The following is a 17,344-nucleotide window of genomic DNA, read 5'->3' as shown; positions in this document are numbered from 1 at the left end:
TCGATGTCGAACAGCAGACAGCACCAAGGCCATTTCGCGCGCAAGCGCTTCGGGCAGAACTTCCTCGTCGATCACGGCGTGATCGACTCGATCGTGTCGACGATCGGCCCCGCGCGCGGCCAGCGCATGGTCGAAATCGGCCCGGGCCTCGGCGCGTTGACCGGGCCGCTGATCGAGCGTCTCGCGACGCCCGAGTTGCCGCTGCACGCGGTCGAGCTCGACCGCGACCTGATCGGGCGCCTGCAGCAGCGCTTCGGCGCGCTGCTCGAACTGCACGCGGGCGACGCGCTCGCGTTCGACTTCCGTTCGCTCGCGGCGCCTGGCGACAAGCCGTCGCTGCGGATCGTCGGCAACCTGCCGTACAACATTTCCAGCCCGCTGCTGTTTCACCTGATGACGTTCGCCGATGCGGTCATCGACCAGCATTTCATGCTGCAGAACGAAGTCGTCGAGCGGATGGTTGCGGAGCCGGGCACGAAGGCGTTTTCGCGGCTGTCGGTGATGCTGCAGTACCGCTACGTGATGGAAAAGATGCTCGACGTGCCGCCGGAGTCGTTCCAGCCGCCGCCGAAGGTCGATTCGGCGATCGTCCGGATGATTCCGTACGAGCCGCACGAACTGCCGGACGTCGATTCCGTGCTGCTCGGCGAAATCGTCACCGCCGCGTTCTCGCAGCGCCGCAAGATGCTGCGCAACACGCTCGGCGACTACCGCGGGACGATCGATTTCGATGCGCTCGGCTTCGATCTCGCACGCCGGGCGGAGGACGTGAGCGTGGCCGAATACGTCGGCGTCGCTCAGGCGCTCGCGGCGGTGCGCAAGGCCGGATAACGCGCGGCGCGAACCGGACCGGATGTGCCGAAGAGGCTGCCTTGCGGGGCAGCCTTTTTTGTTGCGCGCGTGCCTTTCGTCGTCGTCACGCCCGCCGGCGCGGCGGCGCGTTGACGAGCGCGATGCCGGTCAGCACGAGCGCGGCCGCGGACATGAAGCGCCAGCCAACCGATTCGCCGAGCAGCAGCACGCCGAACGCGACGCCGAACAACGGCGACAAGAACGTGAAGACGGACAGCCGCGATGCGCTGTAGCGCGTCAGCAGCCAGAACCACGACAGGTAGCTGACGAACGCGACGATCACTGACTGGTAAGCGAGGCTCGCCACCGCGACCGGTGTCACGTGCGCGAACGACACCTGGCCGAACAGCGCGGCGAGCGCAATCAGCACGACCGCCGATACCGCGAGCTGGTAGAACAGCGTCTTGCTCGCGCTGGTGCGCGCGAGCGCTGTCGAGCGCACGACGACCGTCGTCGCGGCCCACATCGCGCCGCCGAGTATCCCGAGCGCGTCGCCGGCAAGCCCGGCCAGGACCGATGCGCCGGGTGCGCGCGGTTTCAGGAAGCCGTCCGCGAACGCGAGCGCGATGCCGGCGAATGCCAGGCCGACGCCGACCCATTGCGTGCGCTGCAGCCGTTCGCCAGGTGCGAACAGGTGCAGGCCGAGCGCGGTGAAACACGGCGCCGTGTACAGGAAGATCGCCATGTGGGACGCGCTCGTCAGCGTCAGCCCGAAGAACACGCAAATGAACTCGCCGGCGAACAGCGCGCCGGCCGCGAGGCCCGCGCCGAACGTACCGTCCGCCCGGAACAGCGGCGTGCCGCGCGTGCGGGCCCAGCCCCACAGCAGCGCCGCGGCGATCACCGAGCGCAGCCCGGCCTGGAACATTGGCGCGATCGCGGCGTTCGTGCTCTTGATCGCAACCTGCTGGAAGCCCCAGATCGCGCACAACAGCAGCATCAGGCCGACGGCGCGCGTATCGAGGGCGCGACGCACGGGGGTGGCGGCAACGGTGCTCATCGACACGCCTCGCACGGCGAGGTGAGGCAGGCGGCGCGTCCGGCGCGCTCGAATCGGCGGTTTCGCACGGCAGTGTGGCTTCAGGGAGGGGTGGGTGGTCGCGTTCGGGCGATGGCGTGCGCGCCCGTTTTTGGTGCGAGGTGGAAGGATGTTACCCGATCGGTGCGGTAGCCGGGCGGGCCGAATCGTGCCGGTTTCCGCCGTTGTGTTCGTGATCGTCGCTCCGATGCGCGGCATCGGCCGTCCGGCTAGGCGCCCCCAGCTAGGCGCCCCCGGCGGGTTTCACCCGACTCTGGTAGAGTTCCCGGTTCTGGAAAGTCCCCACAGGAGTACAACACATGCGTTTGCTGCATACGATGCTGCGAGTCGGCGATCTCGACCGCTCGATCAAGTTCTACACCGAATTGCTCGGCATGAAGCTGCTGCGTCGCGAGGATTATCCGGAAGGCAAGTTCACGCTCGCGTTCGTCGGCTACGAAGAAGAGAGCACGGGTACCGTGATCGAGCTGACCCATAACTGGGATACGCCGTCCTACGATCTCGGCAACGGCTTCGGCCATCTGGCCGTGGCGGTCGAGGATGCCTACGCGGCCTGCGAGAAGATCAAGGCGCAAGGCGGCAAGGTCACCCGCGAAGCCGGCCCGATGAAGCACGGCACGACCGTGATCGCGTTCGTCGAGGATCCGGACGGCTACAAGATCGAGTTCATCCAGAAGAAGGCGCACTGAGCGCCGGATGAACCGGGCTGCGATGCGCGACGTGCGCCTCAGCAGCAAAAAAGGGCGATGCGGGGTGACCCGCATCGCCCTTTTTCATGGGCGGTACATCCGTGTCCGTCGCGTCAAAGCGACGGCAGCAGCTCGGGCGGGTGATGCTTGAGTGTGTGCCGCGCTTCGCGGAACTCGGGGAAGATCGATTCGACGGTCTGCCAGAAGGCCGGACTGTGGTTCATCTCGCGCAGATGCGACAGCTCGTGCGCGACGACGTAGTCGACGATCGACATCGGGAAATGGATCAGCCGCCAGTTCAGGCGGATCTTGCCGTCGCTCGAGCAGCTGCCCCAGCGCGTCGCGGCCGACGACAGCGCATACATCGAATACGTGACGCCGAGCTTTTCCGCGTAAACCGCGAGGCGTTCGCCGAAGATGCGCTTCGCTTCACCCTGCAACCAGCCCTGCACGCGATCCTTGATCTGCTGCATGTCGGCCTGCACGGGCAGCGGCAGCGACAGCCGCAGTGCCTCGGCGTCGAATGCGACAGCGCCCGCGCCGAGCGCGATCGTCACAGTCTTGCCGAGATACGGAAGCTCCGCGCCGTCGCGCCAGTCGATCTGCGGCAATGCGCGCTGCTCGGTGCGGGTTTTCCACTCCGCGAGCTTCGCGAAGATCCAGCGTTGCTTCTCGGAGATGGCGGCTTCGATGTCGGCGAGCGTGACCCAGCGCGGCGCGGTGATCGACAGCCCGCTGCCGTCGATCGTGAAGCCGATCGTGCGGCGGGCCGAGCGTTTCAGCCGGTACTCGAGCACACGGCTGTCGAGCGCGAACGTGCGCACGCGCGAGCGGTCGGGCGCCGGACCCGGATCGGGTGGCGCGGCGGGCGCCGTTTCAGGGGGCGCCGGCGGCGTGGCAGGCGCCGAGGGTGCGGCGGCCGGCCCGTCGAAGAGCGGCAGATCCATCTGGCGATGATCGAGAGCCACGACGGCAGGCCGTGGCCGCGGACGCTGTTTCATCAGTTCGCTTCTTTTTGTCGTACGCAACGGCTGCAATCCGGGGGCGTCAGGCGCGCGCGGCATCGCGCGTGCCGGCATCGCCCGCCTGGCGATACGAATCGGGATCGATGCGGCGCATTTCCGCTTCGATCCATGCTTCGACCTGCGAGTTCAATGCATCGGGCGTCAAACCGTCGCTGGGGATCGGCTTGCCGATCGACACGGTGACGACGCCCGGGAATTTCGTGAACGAGTTGCGCGGCCACACCCGACCTGCATTGTGCGCGATCGGCACGACCGGCGTGCCGGTTTCGATCGCGAAGCGCGCGCCGCCCGTCTTGTACTTGCCCTGCTTGCCGACCGGCGTGCGCGTGCCTTCGGGGAACATGATCATCCATGCGCCTTCCGACAGACGCTTCTTGCCCTGGCGGATCACCGAATTGAATGCGTTCTTGCCTTCCTTGCGGTTGATGTTGACCATGTGCAGCAGCCCGAGCGCCCAGCCGAAGAACGGCACGTACAGCAGTTCGCGCTTGAACACGTAGCAGAGCGGCCTCGGCATCAGCGCCGGAAACGCGAGCGTCTCCCACGCGGACTGGTGCTTGGACAGCAGCACGGCCGGGCCGTCGGGCAGGTTTTCCCACCCTTCGATCCGGTAGCGGATGCCGTTCAGCCAGCGCACGACCCACAGCGTCGACTTGCACCAGCCGGCCGCCATCCAGTAGCGCGCGTCGGGGCGCATGAACGGGAACGCGATGAAGCACGCGGTGGCGTACGGCACCGTGTACAGGATGAAGTAGATCAGCAGCAGCAGGGAGCGGACGAAGCGCATCGGCGTGAGTCTGGCGTTAGGGAGGATGCGCGCGGCAGCCGCATCACTCGTGTTCGTGTGAAAGAAAATCGAGCGCAAACGCGCGCAGGTCGTCGTGGACCTTCGTGCCGGGCGGCAGATTGCCCGCGGCGAGCGTCTTCTTGCCCTTGCCGGTCAGCACGAGGTGCGGCTGGAAGCCGACCGCGACGCCGGCCTGCAGGTCGCGCAACGAATCGCCGACGACCGGCGTGTGATCGGGATCGATCTCGAAGCGTTCCGCGATCATCTGCATCATGCCGGGTTTCGGCTTGCGGCAGTCGCAGTGATCCTCGGCCGTGTGCGGGCAGAAGAACACCGCGTCGATGCGCGCGCCGACCGCAGCCGCCGCGCGATGCATCTTCAGATGCATCTCGTTGAGCGTGGCCATGTCGAACAGCCCGCGACCGATGCCGGACTGGTTGGTCGCGACGACCACGCGATAACCTGCGTGGTTGAGCCGGGCGATCGCCTCGAGGCTGCCGGGCAGCGCGATCCATTCGTCGGGCGTCTTGATGAACGCATCCGAATCGACGTTGATCACGCCGTCCCGGTCGAGGACGACGAGCTTTCGGTTGGGGCTGGTCGGCATCGTTCGGCCCTTATGCGGCGAGCTTCGAGATGTCGGCGACGCAGTTCATCTGCTGGTGCAGCGCGGACAGCAGCGCGAGACGGTTCGCGCGCAGTGCCGGATCTTCCGCGTTGACCATCACGTCGTTGAAGAACGTGTCGACCGGTGCGCGCAGCGCGGCGAGCGCCGACAGCGCGCCCGTGTAGGCCCGCGCCTCGAGCTGCGACTGCACGTGCGGCGTCACGGCCGCGAGCTGTTCGTGCAGCGCCTTCTCGGCGGCCTCGACGAGCAGCGCCGGCTGCACCGGGCCGTTCGCGCCGCCTTCCGACTTCTTCAGGATGTTCGAGATCCGCTTGTTCGCGGCCGCGAGCGCTTCGGCTTCCGCGAGGCGCGTGAATTCGCGCACCGCGTCGAGGCGGGCGACGAGATCGTCGATGCGCGTCGGGTTCAGGCTCAGCACCGCGTCGATTTCGCCGGCCGAATAGCCGCGCTCGCGCAGCAGGCCGCGAAGGCGATCCATGAAGAACGCGAAGATCGCATCGGTCGATTCGGCAACGCCCGGCACGCTTTCGAAGCGTGCATGGGCCGTGCGCAGCAGCGCCACCAGGTCGAGCGGCAACTGTTTCTCGAGCAGCAGGCGCAGCACGCCGAGCGCGTGGCGGCGCAGCGCGAACGGATCCTTTTCGCCGGTCGGCGCGAGGCCGATGCCCCAGATGCCGACGATCGTTTCGAGCTTGTCGGCGAGCGCGACGGCGGTCGAGACCGCCGTGGTCGGCAGCGCGTCACCCGAGAAGCGCGGCTGGTAGTGCTCGGCGCACGCGAGCGCGACGTCGTCGGCTTCGCCGTCGTGGCGCGCGTAGTACGTGCCCATCGTGCCCTGCAGTTCCGGGAACTCGCCGACCATGTCGGTCAGCAGGTCGGCCTTCGCGAGGCGCGCGGCGCGCTTCGCGTGCGCGGTGTCGGCGCCGATCGCCGGGGCGATCTCGCCGGCCAGCGCTTCGAGGCGCTCGACGCGCGCCAGCGCCGAACCGAGCTTGTTGTGATAGACGACGTTCGCGAGCTGCGGCACGCGGTCGGCGAGCGGCTTCTTCTTGTCCTGCTCGAAGAAGAACTTCGCATCGGCGAGGCGCGGGCGCACGACGCGCTCGTTGCCTTCGATGATCTCGCCCGGCGTCTTCGTCTCGATGTTCGACACGATCAGGAAGCGCGAGCGCAGCTTGCCGGCGACGTCGGTCAGCGCGAAATACTTCTGGTTCGTCTGCATCGTGAGGATCAGGCATTCCTGCGGGACCTGCAGGAATTCGTCCTCGAAGCGGCACGGGTAGACGACCGGCCATTCGACCAGCGACGTGACTTCGTCGAGCAGCGATTCGGGCATCACGACGGTGTCGCCGTTCGCGTGTTCGTTCAATTGCGTGTGGATCGTCTCGCGGCGATCGGCGAAGTGCGCGATCACGCGGCCCTTGTCGCGCAGCGTGTCGGCGTACGCGCGCGCATGCTGGATCGCGACGAGGCCGTCGGACAGGAAGCGGTGGCCGAGCGTGGTGTCGCCGGCATCGATGCCGAACGCGGTGACGGGCACGACGCGATCGTCGTGCAGCACCGTCAGCCGATGCACCGGGCGCACGAACTTCACGTCCGAGCCGTCCGGGCGCTGGTACGTCATGAATTTCGGGATCGGCAGCTTCGCGAGCGCTTCGTCGAGCGCGGCCTGCAGGCCGTCGGCGAGCGTGGCGCCGGCCGCCGAGTAGTTGATGAAGAACGCTTCGGCCTTGCCGTCCTGCGCGCGCTCGAGATCGGCGATCGACAGGTTCGGGTGGCCGAGCGCCGCGAGCTTTTTCGCGAGCGGGGCCGTCGGCTTGCCTTCGGCGTCGAGTGCGACCGACACGGGCAGGACCTTTTCGCGGACTTGCCGGTCAGGTGCGACGGCGCGCACGTTCTGCACGACGACGGCGAGGCGGCGCGGGGTGGCGTAGCGTTCGAACACGAGTTCGCCTTCGACGAGGTCGCGCGCCGCGAGGCGTTGCGCGAGACCTTCGGCGAATGCGTCGCCGAGGCGCGCGAGGGCCTTCGGCGGCAGCTCTTCGGTCAGCAGTTCGACGAGCAGGGGGGCGGGATGATTGTGCGTCATGATTGGAATGAATCTCGTCTCGTCAGTCCTGATCGATCTTGCGTTCGACCTTGAGCGGCGGCGCCCATGCCGGTTGCGCGGCGTCCTGGGCGTCGGTGGTGAGGCCCGGCACGCCCGGCGGGTTGCCGAGCATCGGGAAGCCGAGCTTTTCGCGCGAGTCGTAGTAAGCCTGCGCGACGAGACGCGACAGTGCGCGGATGCGGCCGATGTACGCTGCGCGTTCGGTGACCGAGATCGCGCCGCGCGCGTCGAGCAGGTTGAACGTGTGGCCGGCCTTCAGCACGAGTTCGTACGCGGGCAGCGCGAGCTGCGCGTCGATCATCTTCTTCGCTTCGGCTTCGTAGCTGTTGAAGAACGTGAACAGCAGGTCGACGTTCGCGTGCTCGAAGTTGTAGGTCGACTGCTCGACCTCGTTCTGGTGGTACACGTCGCCATACGACAGGCGGCGCAGTTCGGGGCCGTTCGGGCCTTGCTCTTCCCATTCGGTCCACACGAGGTCGTACACGTTCTCGACCTTCTGCAGGTACATCGCGAGGCGCTCGAGGCCGTACGTGATCTCGCCGAGCACCGGCTTGCATTCGAGGCCGCCGACTTCCTGGAAGTACGTGAACTGCGTGACTTCCATCCCGTTCAGCCACACTTCCCAGCCGAGCCCCCACGCGCCGAGCGTCGGGTTTTCCCAGTCGTCCTCGACGAAGCGCACGTCGTTCTGCTTCAGGTCGAAGCCGAGCGCGGCGAGCGAGCCGAGGTACAGGTCGAGGATGTTCTCCGGCGCCGGCTTGAGCACGACCTGGTACTGGTAGTAGTGCTGCAGGCGGTTCGGGTTCTCGCCGTAGCGGCCGTCCTTCGGGCGGCGCGACGGCTGCACGTACGCGGCACGCCACGGCTCGGGGCCGATCGCGCGCAGGAACGTGTGGACGTGCGACGTGCCCGCGCCGACTTCCATGTCGATGGGCTGGAGCAGGGCGCAACCCTGCTTGTCCCAGTAGGACTGCAGCGTCAGGATGATTTGCTGAAACGTAAGCATGAAGAGCCTTCGTGGCGCTGGCGCTCCGTTGCGGGCGGCGCTCCGGGCGGGGCCCGGAGGGTCGGCTCGCGCGGCGGCGCGGCTTGTTAGTGTGCTGAAACGCGTAATTTTACCGGATCGGCGACCGGATGCGGCCGGAACGCAGGCGAGGCCGCATCCGCCGGCTTCCCGCGGCCCGCGCATGCCCGGCCCGCGCGCGCCGCGCGGCCGTGCGCGGTCTGCCGCGACGCGCATGCCGCGCCGCTTCGCGCGGGCGTTAAGATGCGCGTATTGCGGCGCGCGCTTCGCGTGCCGCGTCACCGCTTGCCGACGCCGATTGCATGGACGAACCGACCGACATCCTCATTCCGCTGCTTCCGCCGTTCCTCGCGCTGCTCGGGCAGGCCGCCGACGCGCAGGCGCGCGGCGAGCGCGCCGCGCACGATCTGTGGCTCGCGGCTGCCACCCATCTGCATGCCGTCGACACCGCGGCGATCGCGCAACTCACGGCCGCGCTCGTCGCACGGCAGCGCACGGCCGATGCCGTGGCGCTCGCCGAGTGTGCGGCGCGCGTGCAGCCCGGCGCGGGCGCCTACTTCAATCACGGCTATGCGCTGCAAATGGCGGGCCGTCACGCGGATGCCGTCGCACCGTACCGCGCGGCGCTGGCGATCGATGCCGGCCGGCCGTCGCTGCGCAACAACCTCGCGATCGCGCTGCGGCTGTCGGGCGGCGGCGATCGTGCCGAGGAAATCGGGCTGCTGGATGCCGCGGTGAAGCACGATCCGCAAGACGTGCAGGCATGGATCAATCTCGTCGTCGCGCGGATCGCGACGCACGACCTCGACGGCGCGCTCGCATGCGCCGCGCGGCTGGCGGACCTCGCGCCCGACAACGCGCTCGCGATGAACAACATCGCGATGGCGATGAAGGAGGCGCAACGCTGGGACGATGCCGAGCGCTATGCGACACGTGCGTGCGAACTGGCGCCGTACGACGCGTCGCACCGCTTCAATCTCGCGATCATCCAGCTCGTGCGCGGCAACTACGCGGCCGGCTGGCGCGGCCACGAAGCGCGCTGGGAGGGCGCGGGCGAACTGCGCGGCCGCCTGCCGGCGCTGCCGGGCCCGCGCTGGCAGGGCGAGCCGCTCGCCGGCAAGACGCTGCTGGTGTGGGGCGAGCAGGGGCTCGGCGACGTGCTGCAGTTCTGCCGCTTCGTCGCGTCGCTCGCCGAACGCGTGCATCGCGAGGGCGGCCGGCTCGTGTGGAATACGTTCCCGCAGGTCGGCACGCTGATGCAGCGCAGCCTCGGCGCACATGTGGACGGTTTCGGCGCGGGCGGCGGCGTCGAGGTGCTGCCGGCTTTCGATTACGAAGTGCCGCTGATCGGCCTGCCGCTGCTGCTCGGGATGGAAGCGTCGACGCTCGCGTCGTCGGTGCCGTACCTGCGGGCCGACCCGGATGCGCGCGATGCGTGGCGCAAGCGGCTCGCGGGCGATGCCCGGCTGAAGGTCGGGCTCGTGTGGACGGGCAGTACGGGCCATCAGCGCAATCCGTTCCGGCGCGTCGGGCTCGAACGCTATGCTGACGCATTCCGCGGGATCGACGGCGTCGCGTTTTATTCGCTGCAGCCGGGTGCGGATGCGGATGTTGCCGCTGCTCGCGCGGCCGGCTTCGAGGTCGAGGACTTCACGGCGGAACTGACGAGCTTCGACGATACGGCCGCGTTCATCGGCGCGCTGGATCTCGTGATTACCGTGTGCACGTCGGTCGCACATCTGGCCGGCGCGCTCGGCGCGCGTACCTGGGTGCTGCTCGACGTGAATCCGCACTGGCCGTGGCTGCTCGAGCGCAAGGACAGCCCGTGGTATCCGACCGCGACGCTGTACCGGCAACCGGCGTTCGGCGCGTGGGATCCGGTGATGGAGACGGTGGGCGGCGACCTGCGAAGCCTGGCTGCGCAGCGGGCTCAACCGAACCGGCAGGCCTGAGCAGCCGGCCGGTTCGCGGTCGCGGGCCGCCTTACGCGGCGGCCCGCTGCGTCATGCCGCGTGATCGTCGTTGTTCCGGCGGTTGCGCCGGCGCAGCCCCGGCCCGAACGTGAAGCCGAACGCGAGCAGCACGAACGACACCGCGAGCACGATGTTGTTGCCGCTCGTCACGTACGGCGTGAAGCCGCTCGTGCCCTCGATCCGCACGTCGAGCGAGCCGATCGTGAACGGTTTCAGCTGGCCGAGCACACGGCCGTGCGCGTCGATCGCGGCCGTCATCCCGGTGTTGGTCGAGCGCAGCATCGGCCGGCCCGTTTCCAGCGAGCGCATCCGCGCGATCTGCAGGTGCTGGTCGAGCGCGATCGTGTCGCCGAACCACGCGAGGTTCGTCACGTTGACGAGCACGCCGGGCGGCTGCGGGTTGTCGCGGATCGTCGCGGCGATTTCCTCGCCGAACAAGTCCTCGTAGCAGATGTCGGCCATCACGGGCTGGTTGTGCACCATGAACGGCTTCTGCACGGGCGCGCCGCGCGCGAAGTCGCCGAGCGGCATCTTCATCAGGTCGACGAACCACCGGAAACCCCACGGGATGAATTCGCCAAAGGGCACGAGGTGGTGCTTGTCGTAGTGATAGATGTCGCGCGAGTGCGGCGTCACGCCGTACAGGCTGTTCGTGTAGTCGACGTAGTGGCCGTCGGCGGTCACCGACGCGCCGACCGCGCCGAACAGCACGGCCGAGCCCGTCGTGTCGCTGAACTTGCGGATCGCGACGGCGAACGGCTCGGGCAGCTCCTGGATCATCACCGCGATCGCGGTTTCGGGCGTGACGATCAGGTCGGCCGGCTTCGCGAGGATCATCTGCTGGTACATCTTGATCGCCGCGTCGATGCCTTCCTGCTCGAACTTGATGTCCTGCTTCACGTTGCCCTGCAGCAGCCGCACGGTGAGCGGCGCGTTCGCCGGCACGGTCCACGCGACCTGCGACAGCCCGAGGCCGGCCGCGACGAGCGCGACGGCGACGCCGGCCGGCGCGGCGATGCGCACGCGTGCGTTGCCGCCGGAGCCGCCGGCACCACGGTCAAGCGCGGGCGACGGGCGCGCGGCGACGAGCGCCTGCACGACCAGCGCGGCGAACAGCGCGAGCACCCACGCGATCCCGTACACGCCGACCACCGGCGCGAAGCCCGCGAACGGGCCGTCGACCTGCGGGTAGCCGCTCGCGAGCCACGGAAAGCCGGTGAACACGGTGCCGCGCAGCCATTCGCCGAAGGCCCACGCGCTCGCGAAGGCGAACGCACCGTGCCAGGTCGGCGAGAACGGCCGCGGGTCGGGCTCGCGGCGATGCCACGCATGGCCCGCGCAGAACGACCACAGCCCGGCCGAGAACGCCGGGTACAGCGACAGGTACAGCGCGAACAGCACGAGTGCACCGCCCGCGAGCGGCGCGTCCATCTCGCCGTACACGTGCATGCTGATGTAGAGCCACCAGATGCCGCTGATGAAATTGCCGAAGCCGAACGCGCCGCCGGTGAGCGCGGCGCCGCGCCAGCTCGACGTGCGCGTCAGCTGCGCGAAAAACCAGACGAATACGGCGAGCTGCAGCCAGCCGCCATGCGGCGTCGGGGCGAAGCTGAGCGTATTGGCCGCGCCGGCGAGCAGTGCGGCCGGGTAGTGCCAGCGTGGCAATGCGCGGCCGGGCGTCGGCGCGAGAAGGCCGCCAGCCGGGCGGGACGGGATCGGATCGTCCATGTGAAGCGGAAGTGGGCGAGCGGTTGAAGGAAACGCGGCTGGCGCGGAACGGTCAGTCTTCGTGCGAGGTTTCGGCGCGACGGCTGGCGAGCGGGTTGCGGCGCACCAGCAGCACATGAACCTGGCGCGCATCGCCGCGCTGGATTTCGAACACGAGGTTGCCGAGCTGCAGCTTTTCGCCGCGATGCGGCACGCGTCCGAAATGATGGGTGATCAGGCCGCCGATCGTGTCGACTTCGTCGTCGGGGAAATCGGTGCCGAACACCTCGTTGAACTGCTCGATCTCGGTGAGCGCGCGCACGCGGTAGCGGCCGTCCGGCCCCGAGATGATGTTGCCGGCTTCCTCGTCGAAGTCGTATTCGTCCTCGATGTCGCCGACGATCTGTTCGAGCACGTCCTCGATCGTGATCAGGCCCGCGACGCCGCCGTATTCGTCGACGACGATCGCCAGGTGGTTGCGGTTCACGCGGAAGTCGTGCAGCAGCACGTTCAGGCGCTTCGATTCCGGAATGAACACGGCCGGGCGCAGCATCCCGCGCACGTCGAACTCTTCTTCGGCGTAGAAGCGCAGCAGATCCTTCGCGAGCAGCACGCCGATGACGTTGTCGCGATTCTCTTCGTACACGGGGTAGCGCGAGTGCGCCTTTTCGAGGACGAACGGGATGAAATCCTCGGGCTTGTCGGCGATGTTGATCGCGTCCATCTGCGCGCGCGGCACCATGATGTCGCGGGCGCACAGATCGGATACCTGGAACACGCCTTCGATCATCGACAGCGAATCGGCGTCGATCAGGTTGCGTTCGTGGGCGTCCTGGAGGATTTCCAGCAACTCGCCGCGGGATTCGGGCTCGGGCGAGATGAAGTCGGTCAGGCGCTCGAGGAGCGAGCGCTTTTCTTGCGGTTTGTCGGTTGGCTTACGACTGGGATACGAATCGTTCATGGTGGTGCGCCCGGGTCATGCCGGAGCGCGCGGTCACGGAGTAGGCAAGGATACACCAAGGGCACGACGCGACCGTGTCACCCCGGCCACACGGCCAGGATGGGCGGCTCGCGCGGGCCCCGCTCGGGAACGGTCGCGCCGGGCGCGACATCGTCCTTGGGTCCATCCTATCTCAGAAAGGGGCGGTGGCGCAGCGGCGGCAATAAACGGGGGCGGAGAGGGCGGGTCGGTTCGACGCGGGAAGCGGCGCGTGACGGCGGCATTCTGCCGCACGCGGGTGCCGCCGGCGCGCGGTTCAGAACCGCATGCCGGCCGAGCAGCCGCCGCCGGCCGCGCCGTTGGTCGCGGCGCCGCCGCAGCCGAGGATCCCGCAGCCGGACAGCGCGACGCTTGCGGCGACGATCAGCGTGGCGATCCGGTAACGCGACCAGCGTGACGGTTTCATTGGCGGTGTCCTCGTTCGAATGCGCGGGCGGGCGTCGGGTCGCATCACCGGCATCGCGCGAGCAAGCCTTCCAGCGCGCGGTCGGGGATGCCGCTCGCGCGCAGCGCGTCGACCGTGCGGCTCACGTAGTCGAGCGTCGTGCCGTAGCGGCCGGCCGCGCAGCCGAACACTTCCTTCACGACCGGGTCGGTCAGCTTGCCCGTATAGGTCGGTACGTCGCGGCGCATCACGAACGCGAGCGCGTTCACGCGTTCGCCGGTCTCGAGCGAGCACGGCAGCCATGCGGGCCGGTACGAGCCCATCGGCATTTCGCGCTTCCACAACGTCTCGAGATGCGGTTGCGCGGTCGGCCCGGAGAGCCGGAATGCGATGCCCGAGCACGAGCCGCCGCGATCGAGCGCGAGCACGAGGCCCGGGCGCTCGGGCGTGCCGCGGTTCACGCGCGACCACAGGTAGAGCCCGCGATGGTAGCCGTGCACCTTGCCGCGCACGGCGGCGACGGTCGGCAGGCCGGGATTCCAGATCAGCGAGCCATAGCCGAACAGCCAGAGGTCCTGCCGGCTGTCCCAGTCGCGCATCGTGTGCGCGAGCGAGGCCGCGAGCTCGTCTTCCGTCAGCAACCGTCCCTCGCCGATCGACGGCGGGTAGGCGGGCGGGAGCATCGCGGCGTTGCGCATCGTGCGGACGGCTTACTGGTACGGGTTCGGGAAACCCAGCTTCGCGAGGATGTCGACTTCGAGCGCTTCCATTTCGGCCGCGTCCTCGTCGCTCGTCTCGTGGTCGTAGCCCTGCGCGTGCAGTGCGCCGTGCACCAGCAGGTGTGCGTAGTGGGCCGTGAGCGGCTTGCCCTGTTCGTGCGCTTCCTTCTCGACGACCGGGCAGCACAGCACGAGGTCGCCGATCACGGTGCCGTCGGGCGCCGCGTCGTACGCGAAGGTCAGCACGTTGGTCGGGTAGTCCTTGTGGCGGTAGCCGGCGTTCAGCGTACGGCCTTCGTCTTCGCCGACGAAGCGCACGGTGAGCTGCGCGTTCGCGAACAGCGCCGGCTCGATCCATTCGGCGATCAGCTTGCGCTTGGGGCAAGTCTTGCGCACGTCGCTCGTGATCTCGTCGCCGTACTGTACGGACAGGTCGAGTTCCAGCGCACGCGGTTCGTCTTCGGGATCGTCTTCGCGTGGCGCGAGCTCGGCGCCGACGTGCAGCGTCACGCTGTCGTAGTGCTCGGGCTGCAGTGCGAGCTTCGCACGCATCGCCGGATCGTTGTGCTGCGCGACGATCGCGACAGCCGCGTCGCCCGAGCTGCCCGACAGGTCGAACATCAGGCTGCGGCCGTCCGGGAAGTCGATCCGCAGCCCTTGCGCGCTGACGGTCCGGGCCTTGCCCTTCGCGTCGAACAGCGAGAGGCGGGGGGATTCGGTCGCGGCGGATTCGGCGCGGCCGGACTTGCGGGAACGGGAGGATTTCATGACGCGTGCGGCGATTGGGACGCGTTGAGGATACACCAAACGGCCGATCGCACCCGCATGCGCACGGGCGAAAAAAAGCCCGGCGCGCCGTGTGGCGGGCCGGGCCGTGAGGCCTGGGCGGCGCGGGCGCCGCCGGTCAGCCGTCCTGGTGCTGTGCGTGAAATTCGTCGTACGCCTCGACGATGCGCGCGACGAGCGGATGGCGCACGACGTCCGCGCTCGTGAAGCGCGTGAGTGCGATGCCGCGTACGCCGCCGAGCACCTGCTGCGCCTCGACGAGGCCGCTCTTGTGACCGCGCGGCAGGTCGACCTGGCTCGTGTCGCCGGTCACGACGGCCTTCGAGCCGAAGCCGATCCGCGTGAGGAACATCTTCATCTGTTCGGGCGTCGTGTTCTGCGCCTCGTCGAGGATGATGAACGCGTGGTTCAGCGTGCGGCCGCGCATGTACGCGAGCGGCGCGATCTCGATCATCTGGCGCTCGAACATCTTGGCCGTCTTGTCGAAGCCGAGCAGGTCGTACAGCGCGTCGTACAGCGGACGCAGGTACGGGTCGACCTTCTGCGCGAGATCGCCCGGCAGGAAGCCGAGCCGCTCGCCGGCCTCGACGGCCGGGCGCGTCAGCACGATCCGCTTGACCTGGTCGCGCTCGAGCGCGTCGACCGCGCATGCAACCGCAAGGTAGGTCTTGCCGGTACCGGCCGGCCCGATGCCGAGCGTCACGTCGTGCGACAGGATCTGCTTCAGGTACTCGCGCTGCGCAGGCGTGCGGCCGCGCAGGTCGGCGCGCCGCGTGTACAGCTTCGGCCCGGGCTCTTCTTCCGGCTCGCTGGCGTCGAGCTGCACGACGGGCTCGTCGAACGGATGGTCCGGGTCGCCGCGAAAGCGCACGTCGAGCGTGTCCTGGCGGCCGTTGCCGGACGTGTGGCGCACTTCGACCAGCGCGAGCTGGATGTCGTCGACCGACAGCGGATCGCGCGAGCGGTTGTAGAAGTTTTCGAGCGCGGCGAGCGCGAGCTTGGCGCCGCGCCCGCGGATCGTGATCCGGTGGCCGCGCCGCGAGAGCGTGACGTCGAGCGCCTGCTCGATCTGCCGCAGGTTCTCGTCGAGCGGGCCGCAGAGGTTGGCGAGGCGCGCGTTGTCGTCGCGCGGGGCGGTGAATTCCAGTGCTTGGACGGTCTTCAAAGTAGCGTCGGGCTCCTGTTGAGCGTCAATCAGTGAGTGGCCGCGCTCGCGTCGTCGCTGACGAGCACGAGCTCGCCGCGCAGCGAGTGCGGGTACGCATGGTTGATCTTCACGTCGATCATCTGGCCGATCAGGCGCGGGTGCGACGCGAGCGGCGCCGGGAAATTCACGACCCGGTTGTTCTCGGTGCGGCCCGCGAGTTCGTTCGGGTCCTTGCGCGACGGGCCCTCGACGAGGATCCGCTCGACCTTCCCGACCATCGACTGGCTGATGCGCGCGACGTTCTCCTCGATGGTCGCCTGCAGATGTTGCAGGCGTTTGAGCTTCACTTCGCGCGGCGTGTCGTCGTGCAGGTTCGCGGCCGGCGTGCCGGGGCGCGGGCTGTAGATGAACGAGAAGCTCGTGTCGTAGCTCATCTCGTGCACGAGCGCCATCATCTTGTCGAAATCCTCCTCGGTCTCGCCGGGGAAGCCGACGATCATGTCGGTCGACAGCGACAGGTCGGGGCGGATCGCGCGCAGCTTGCGGATCACCGACTTGTATTCGAGCACCGTGTAGCCGCGCTTCATCGCCATCAGGATGCGGTCGGAGCCGTGCTGCACCGGCAGGTGCAGGTGGTTCACGAGCTTCGGCACCTTCGCGTAGGTGTCGATCAGGCGCTGCGTGAATTCCTTCGGATGCGACGTCGTGTAGCGGATCCGCTCGATGCCGGGGATGTCGGCGACGTATTCGATCAGCGTCGCGAAATCGGCGATCTCCGACGAGCCGGCCGCGAGCGCGCCGCGGTAAGCGTTCACGTTCTGGCCGAGCAGCGTGACTTCGCGCACGCCCTGGTCGGCGAGGCCGGCCACTTCGGTCAGCACGTCGTCGAGCGGGCGCGACACTTCATCGCCGCGCGTGTACGGCACCACGCAGTAGCTGCAGTACTTCGAGCAGCCTTCCATGATCGACACGAACGCGCTCGGCCCTTCGACGCGGGCGGGCGGCAGGTGGTCGAACTTCTCGATTTCCGGGAACGAGATGTCGACCTGCGCGCGGCCGCTTTCGCGACGCGCGTCGATCATCTGCGGCAGGCGGTGCAGGGTTTGCGGGCCGAACACGAGATCGACGTACGGTGCGCGCGACACGATCGACGCGCCTTCCTGGCTCGCGACGCAGCCGCCGACACCGATCAGCAGGCCGGGCTTCGCTTTCTTCAGCTCGCGCGCGCGGCCGAGGTCGGAGAACACCTTTTCCTGCGCCTTTTCACGCACCGAGCACGTGTTGAACAGGATGATGTCGGCGTCTTCCGGCGTGTCGGTCTTTTCGAGGCCTTCGGCGGCATGGAGCACGTCCACCATCTTGTCCGAGTCGTACTCGTTCATCTGGCAGCCGAAGGTCTTTACGTAAATTTTCTTGGTCATGGGGATTCGCCGTTCGCAGTGGTTGACCTGGGGGCGTCGTCAAGGGTGAATC

General features: G+C 68.2%; 16 protein-coding genes. 3 read left to right on the top strand and 13 right to left on the bottom strand.

Features of this window, described 5'->3' with window-relative positions; translation table 11 throughout:
• The first annotated feature begins 3 nt into the window (after window positions 1-3).
• Window positions 4-831, top strand: a complete 828-nt coding sequence (rsmA, locus tag AC5LXK_RS14425; RefSeq protein ID WP_493389421.1) for a 16S rRNA (adenine(1518)-N(6)/adenine(1519)-N(6))-dimethyltransferase RsmA — start codon at window positions 4-6, stop codon at window positions 829-831.
• 85 nt (window positions 832-916) lie between these two features.
• Here the strand turns inward: rsmA and AC5LXK_RS14420 are convergent, their stop codons facing one another.
• A complete protein-coding gene (locus tag AC5LXK_RS14420; protein ID WP_493389420.1) occupies window positions 917-1,852 on the bottom strand; it encodes a DMT family transporter in 936 nt (311 codons plus the stop codon).
• A 338-nt stretch (window positions 1,853-2,190) separates the two neighbouring features.
• Here AC5LXK_RS14420 and gloA point away from each other — a divergent pair, with 338 nt between their 5' ends.
• Window positions 2,191-2,580, top strand: coding sequence for a lactoylglutathione lyase (gene gloA / locus AC5LXK_RS14415; protein ID WP_193099031.1), 390 nt, complete (start codon window positions 2,191-2,193; stop codon window positions 2,578-2,580).
• A 113-nt stretch (window positions 2,581-2,693) separates the two neighbouring features.
• Here gloA and AC5LXK_RS14410 read toward each other — a convergent pair whose 3' ends face one another.
• The 5 genes from AC5LXK_RS14410 to glyQ are packed head-to-tail and all read right to left on the bottom strand — an operon-like array spanning window position 2,694 to window position 8,136.
• A complete protein-coding gene (locus AC5LXK_RS14410; protein WP_493389419.1) occupies window positions 2,694-3,581 on the bottom strand; it encodes a M48 family metallopeptidase in 888 nt (295 codons plus the stop codon).
• Between the two features lie 46 nt (window positions 3,582-3,627).
• Complete coding sequence (locus tag AC5LXK_RS14405; RefSeq protein WP_493389418.1) at window positions 3,628-4,392, bottom strand: lysophospholipid acyltransferase family protein; 765 nt, start codon at window positions 4,390-4,392, stop codon at window positions 3,628-3,630.
• A 43-nt stretch (window positions 4,393-4,435) separates the two neighbouring features.
• Window positions 4,436-4,999, bottom strand: a complete 564-nt coding sequence (gene gmhB / locus AC5LXK_RS14400) for a D-glycero-beta-D-manno-heptose 1,7-bisphosphate 7-phosphatase (protein ID WP_493389417.1) — start codon at window positions 4,997-4,999, stop codon at window positions 4,436-4,438.
• Between the two features lie 10 nt (window positions 5,000-5,009).
• Window positions 5,010-7,109, bottom strand: coding sequence for a glycine--tRNA ligase subunit beta (gene glyS, locus AC5LXK_RS14395; RefSeq protein WP_493389416.1), 2,100 nt, complete (start codon window positions 7,107-7,109; stop codon window positions 5,010-5,012).
• A 22-nt stretch (window positions 7,110-7,131) separates the two neighbouring features.
• Window positions 7,132-8,136, bottom strand: coding sequence for a glycine--tRNA ligase subunit alpha (gene glyQ, locus AC5LXK_RS14390; protein ID WP_081051793.1), 1,005 nt, complete (start codon window positions 8,134-8,136; stop codon window positions 7,132-7,134).
• 320 nt (window positions 8,137-8,456) lie between these two features.
• On the opposite strand from glyQ, the gene AC5LXK_RS14385 reads away from it, so the two are divergent.
• Window positions 8,457-10,106: a glycosyltransferase family protein gene (locus AC5LXK_RS14385; RefSeq protein WP_493389414.1), complete on the top strand. Its 1,650-nt coding sequence runs from the start codon at window positions 8,457-8,459 to the stop codon at window positions 10,104-10,106.
• Window positions 10,107-10,157: 51 nt separating this feature from the next.
• On the opposite strand, the gene lnt is transcribed toward AC5LXK_RS14385, so the two are convergent.
• From lnt to miaB, 7 genes are all read right to left on the bottom strand, one after another.
• On the bottom strand, window positions 10,158-11,855 hold the full coding sequence (lnt, locus tag AC5LXK_RS14380) for an apolipoprotein N-acyltransferase (RefSeq protein ID WP_493389413.1): 1,698 nt from the start codon (window positions 11,853-11,855) through the stop codon (window positions 10,158-10,160).
• 52 nt (window positions 11,856-11,907) lie between these two features.
• Window positions 11,908-12,795, bottom strand: coding sequence for a CorC family transporter (locus AC5LXK_RS14375; protein WP_059504489.1), 888 nt, complete (start codon window positions 12,793-12,795; stop codon window positions 11,908-11,910).
• 295 nt (window positions 12,796-13,090) lie between these two features.
• Window positions 13,091-13,240, bottom strand: coding sequence for a hypothetical protein (locus AC5LXK_RS14370; RefSeq protein ID WP_174993177.1), 150 nt, complete (start codon window positions 13,238-13,240; stop codon window positions 13,091-13,093).
• 44 nt (window positions 13,241-13,284) lie between these two features.
• The gene (locus AC5LXK_RS14365) at window positions 13,285-13,917 is read right to left on the bottom strand and encodes a gamma-glutamylcyclotransferase (protein WP_493389412.1); all 633 of its coding nucleotides are present in this window, start codon (window positions 13,915-13,917) and stop codon (window positions 13,285-13,287) included.
• Between the two features lie 12 nt (window positions 13,918-13,929).
• The gene (gene ybeY / locus AC5LXK_RS14360) at window positions 13,930-14,706 is read right to left on the bottom strand and encodes an rRNA maturation RNase YbeY (protein WP_493389411.1); all 777 of its coding nucleotides are present in this window, start codon (window positions 14,704-14,706) and stop codon (window positions 13,930-13,932) included.
• 136 nt (window positions 14,707-14,842) lie between these two features.
• Entirely contained in the window at window positions 14,843-15,889 is a 1,047-nt protein-coding gene (locus tag AC5LXK_RS14355) for a PhoH family protein (protein WP_493389410.1), read from the bottom strand.
• 29 nt (window positions 15,890-15,918) lie between these two features.
• Window positions 15,919-17,292, bottom strand: a complete 1,374-nt coding sequence (gene miaB, locus AC5LXK_RS14350; RefSeq protein WP_493389409.1) for a tRNA (N6-isopentenyl adenosine(37)-C2)-methylthiotransferase MiaB — start codon at window positions 17,290-17,292, stop codon at window positions 15,919-15,921.
• Between the last annotated feature and the right edge of the window lie 52 nt (window positions 17,293-17,344).

It is taken from the genome of Burkholderia pulmonis (genome assembly GCF_984667975.1).
Note: the sequence above shows the minus strand (reverse complement) of the source record. Positions and strands in the feature narration are given on the sequence as shown.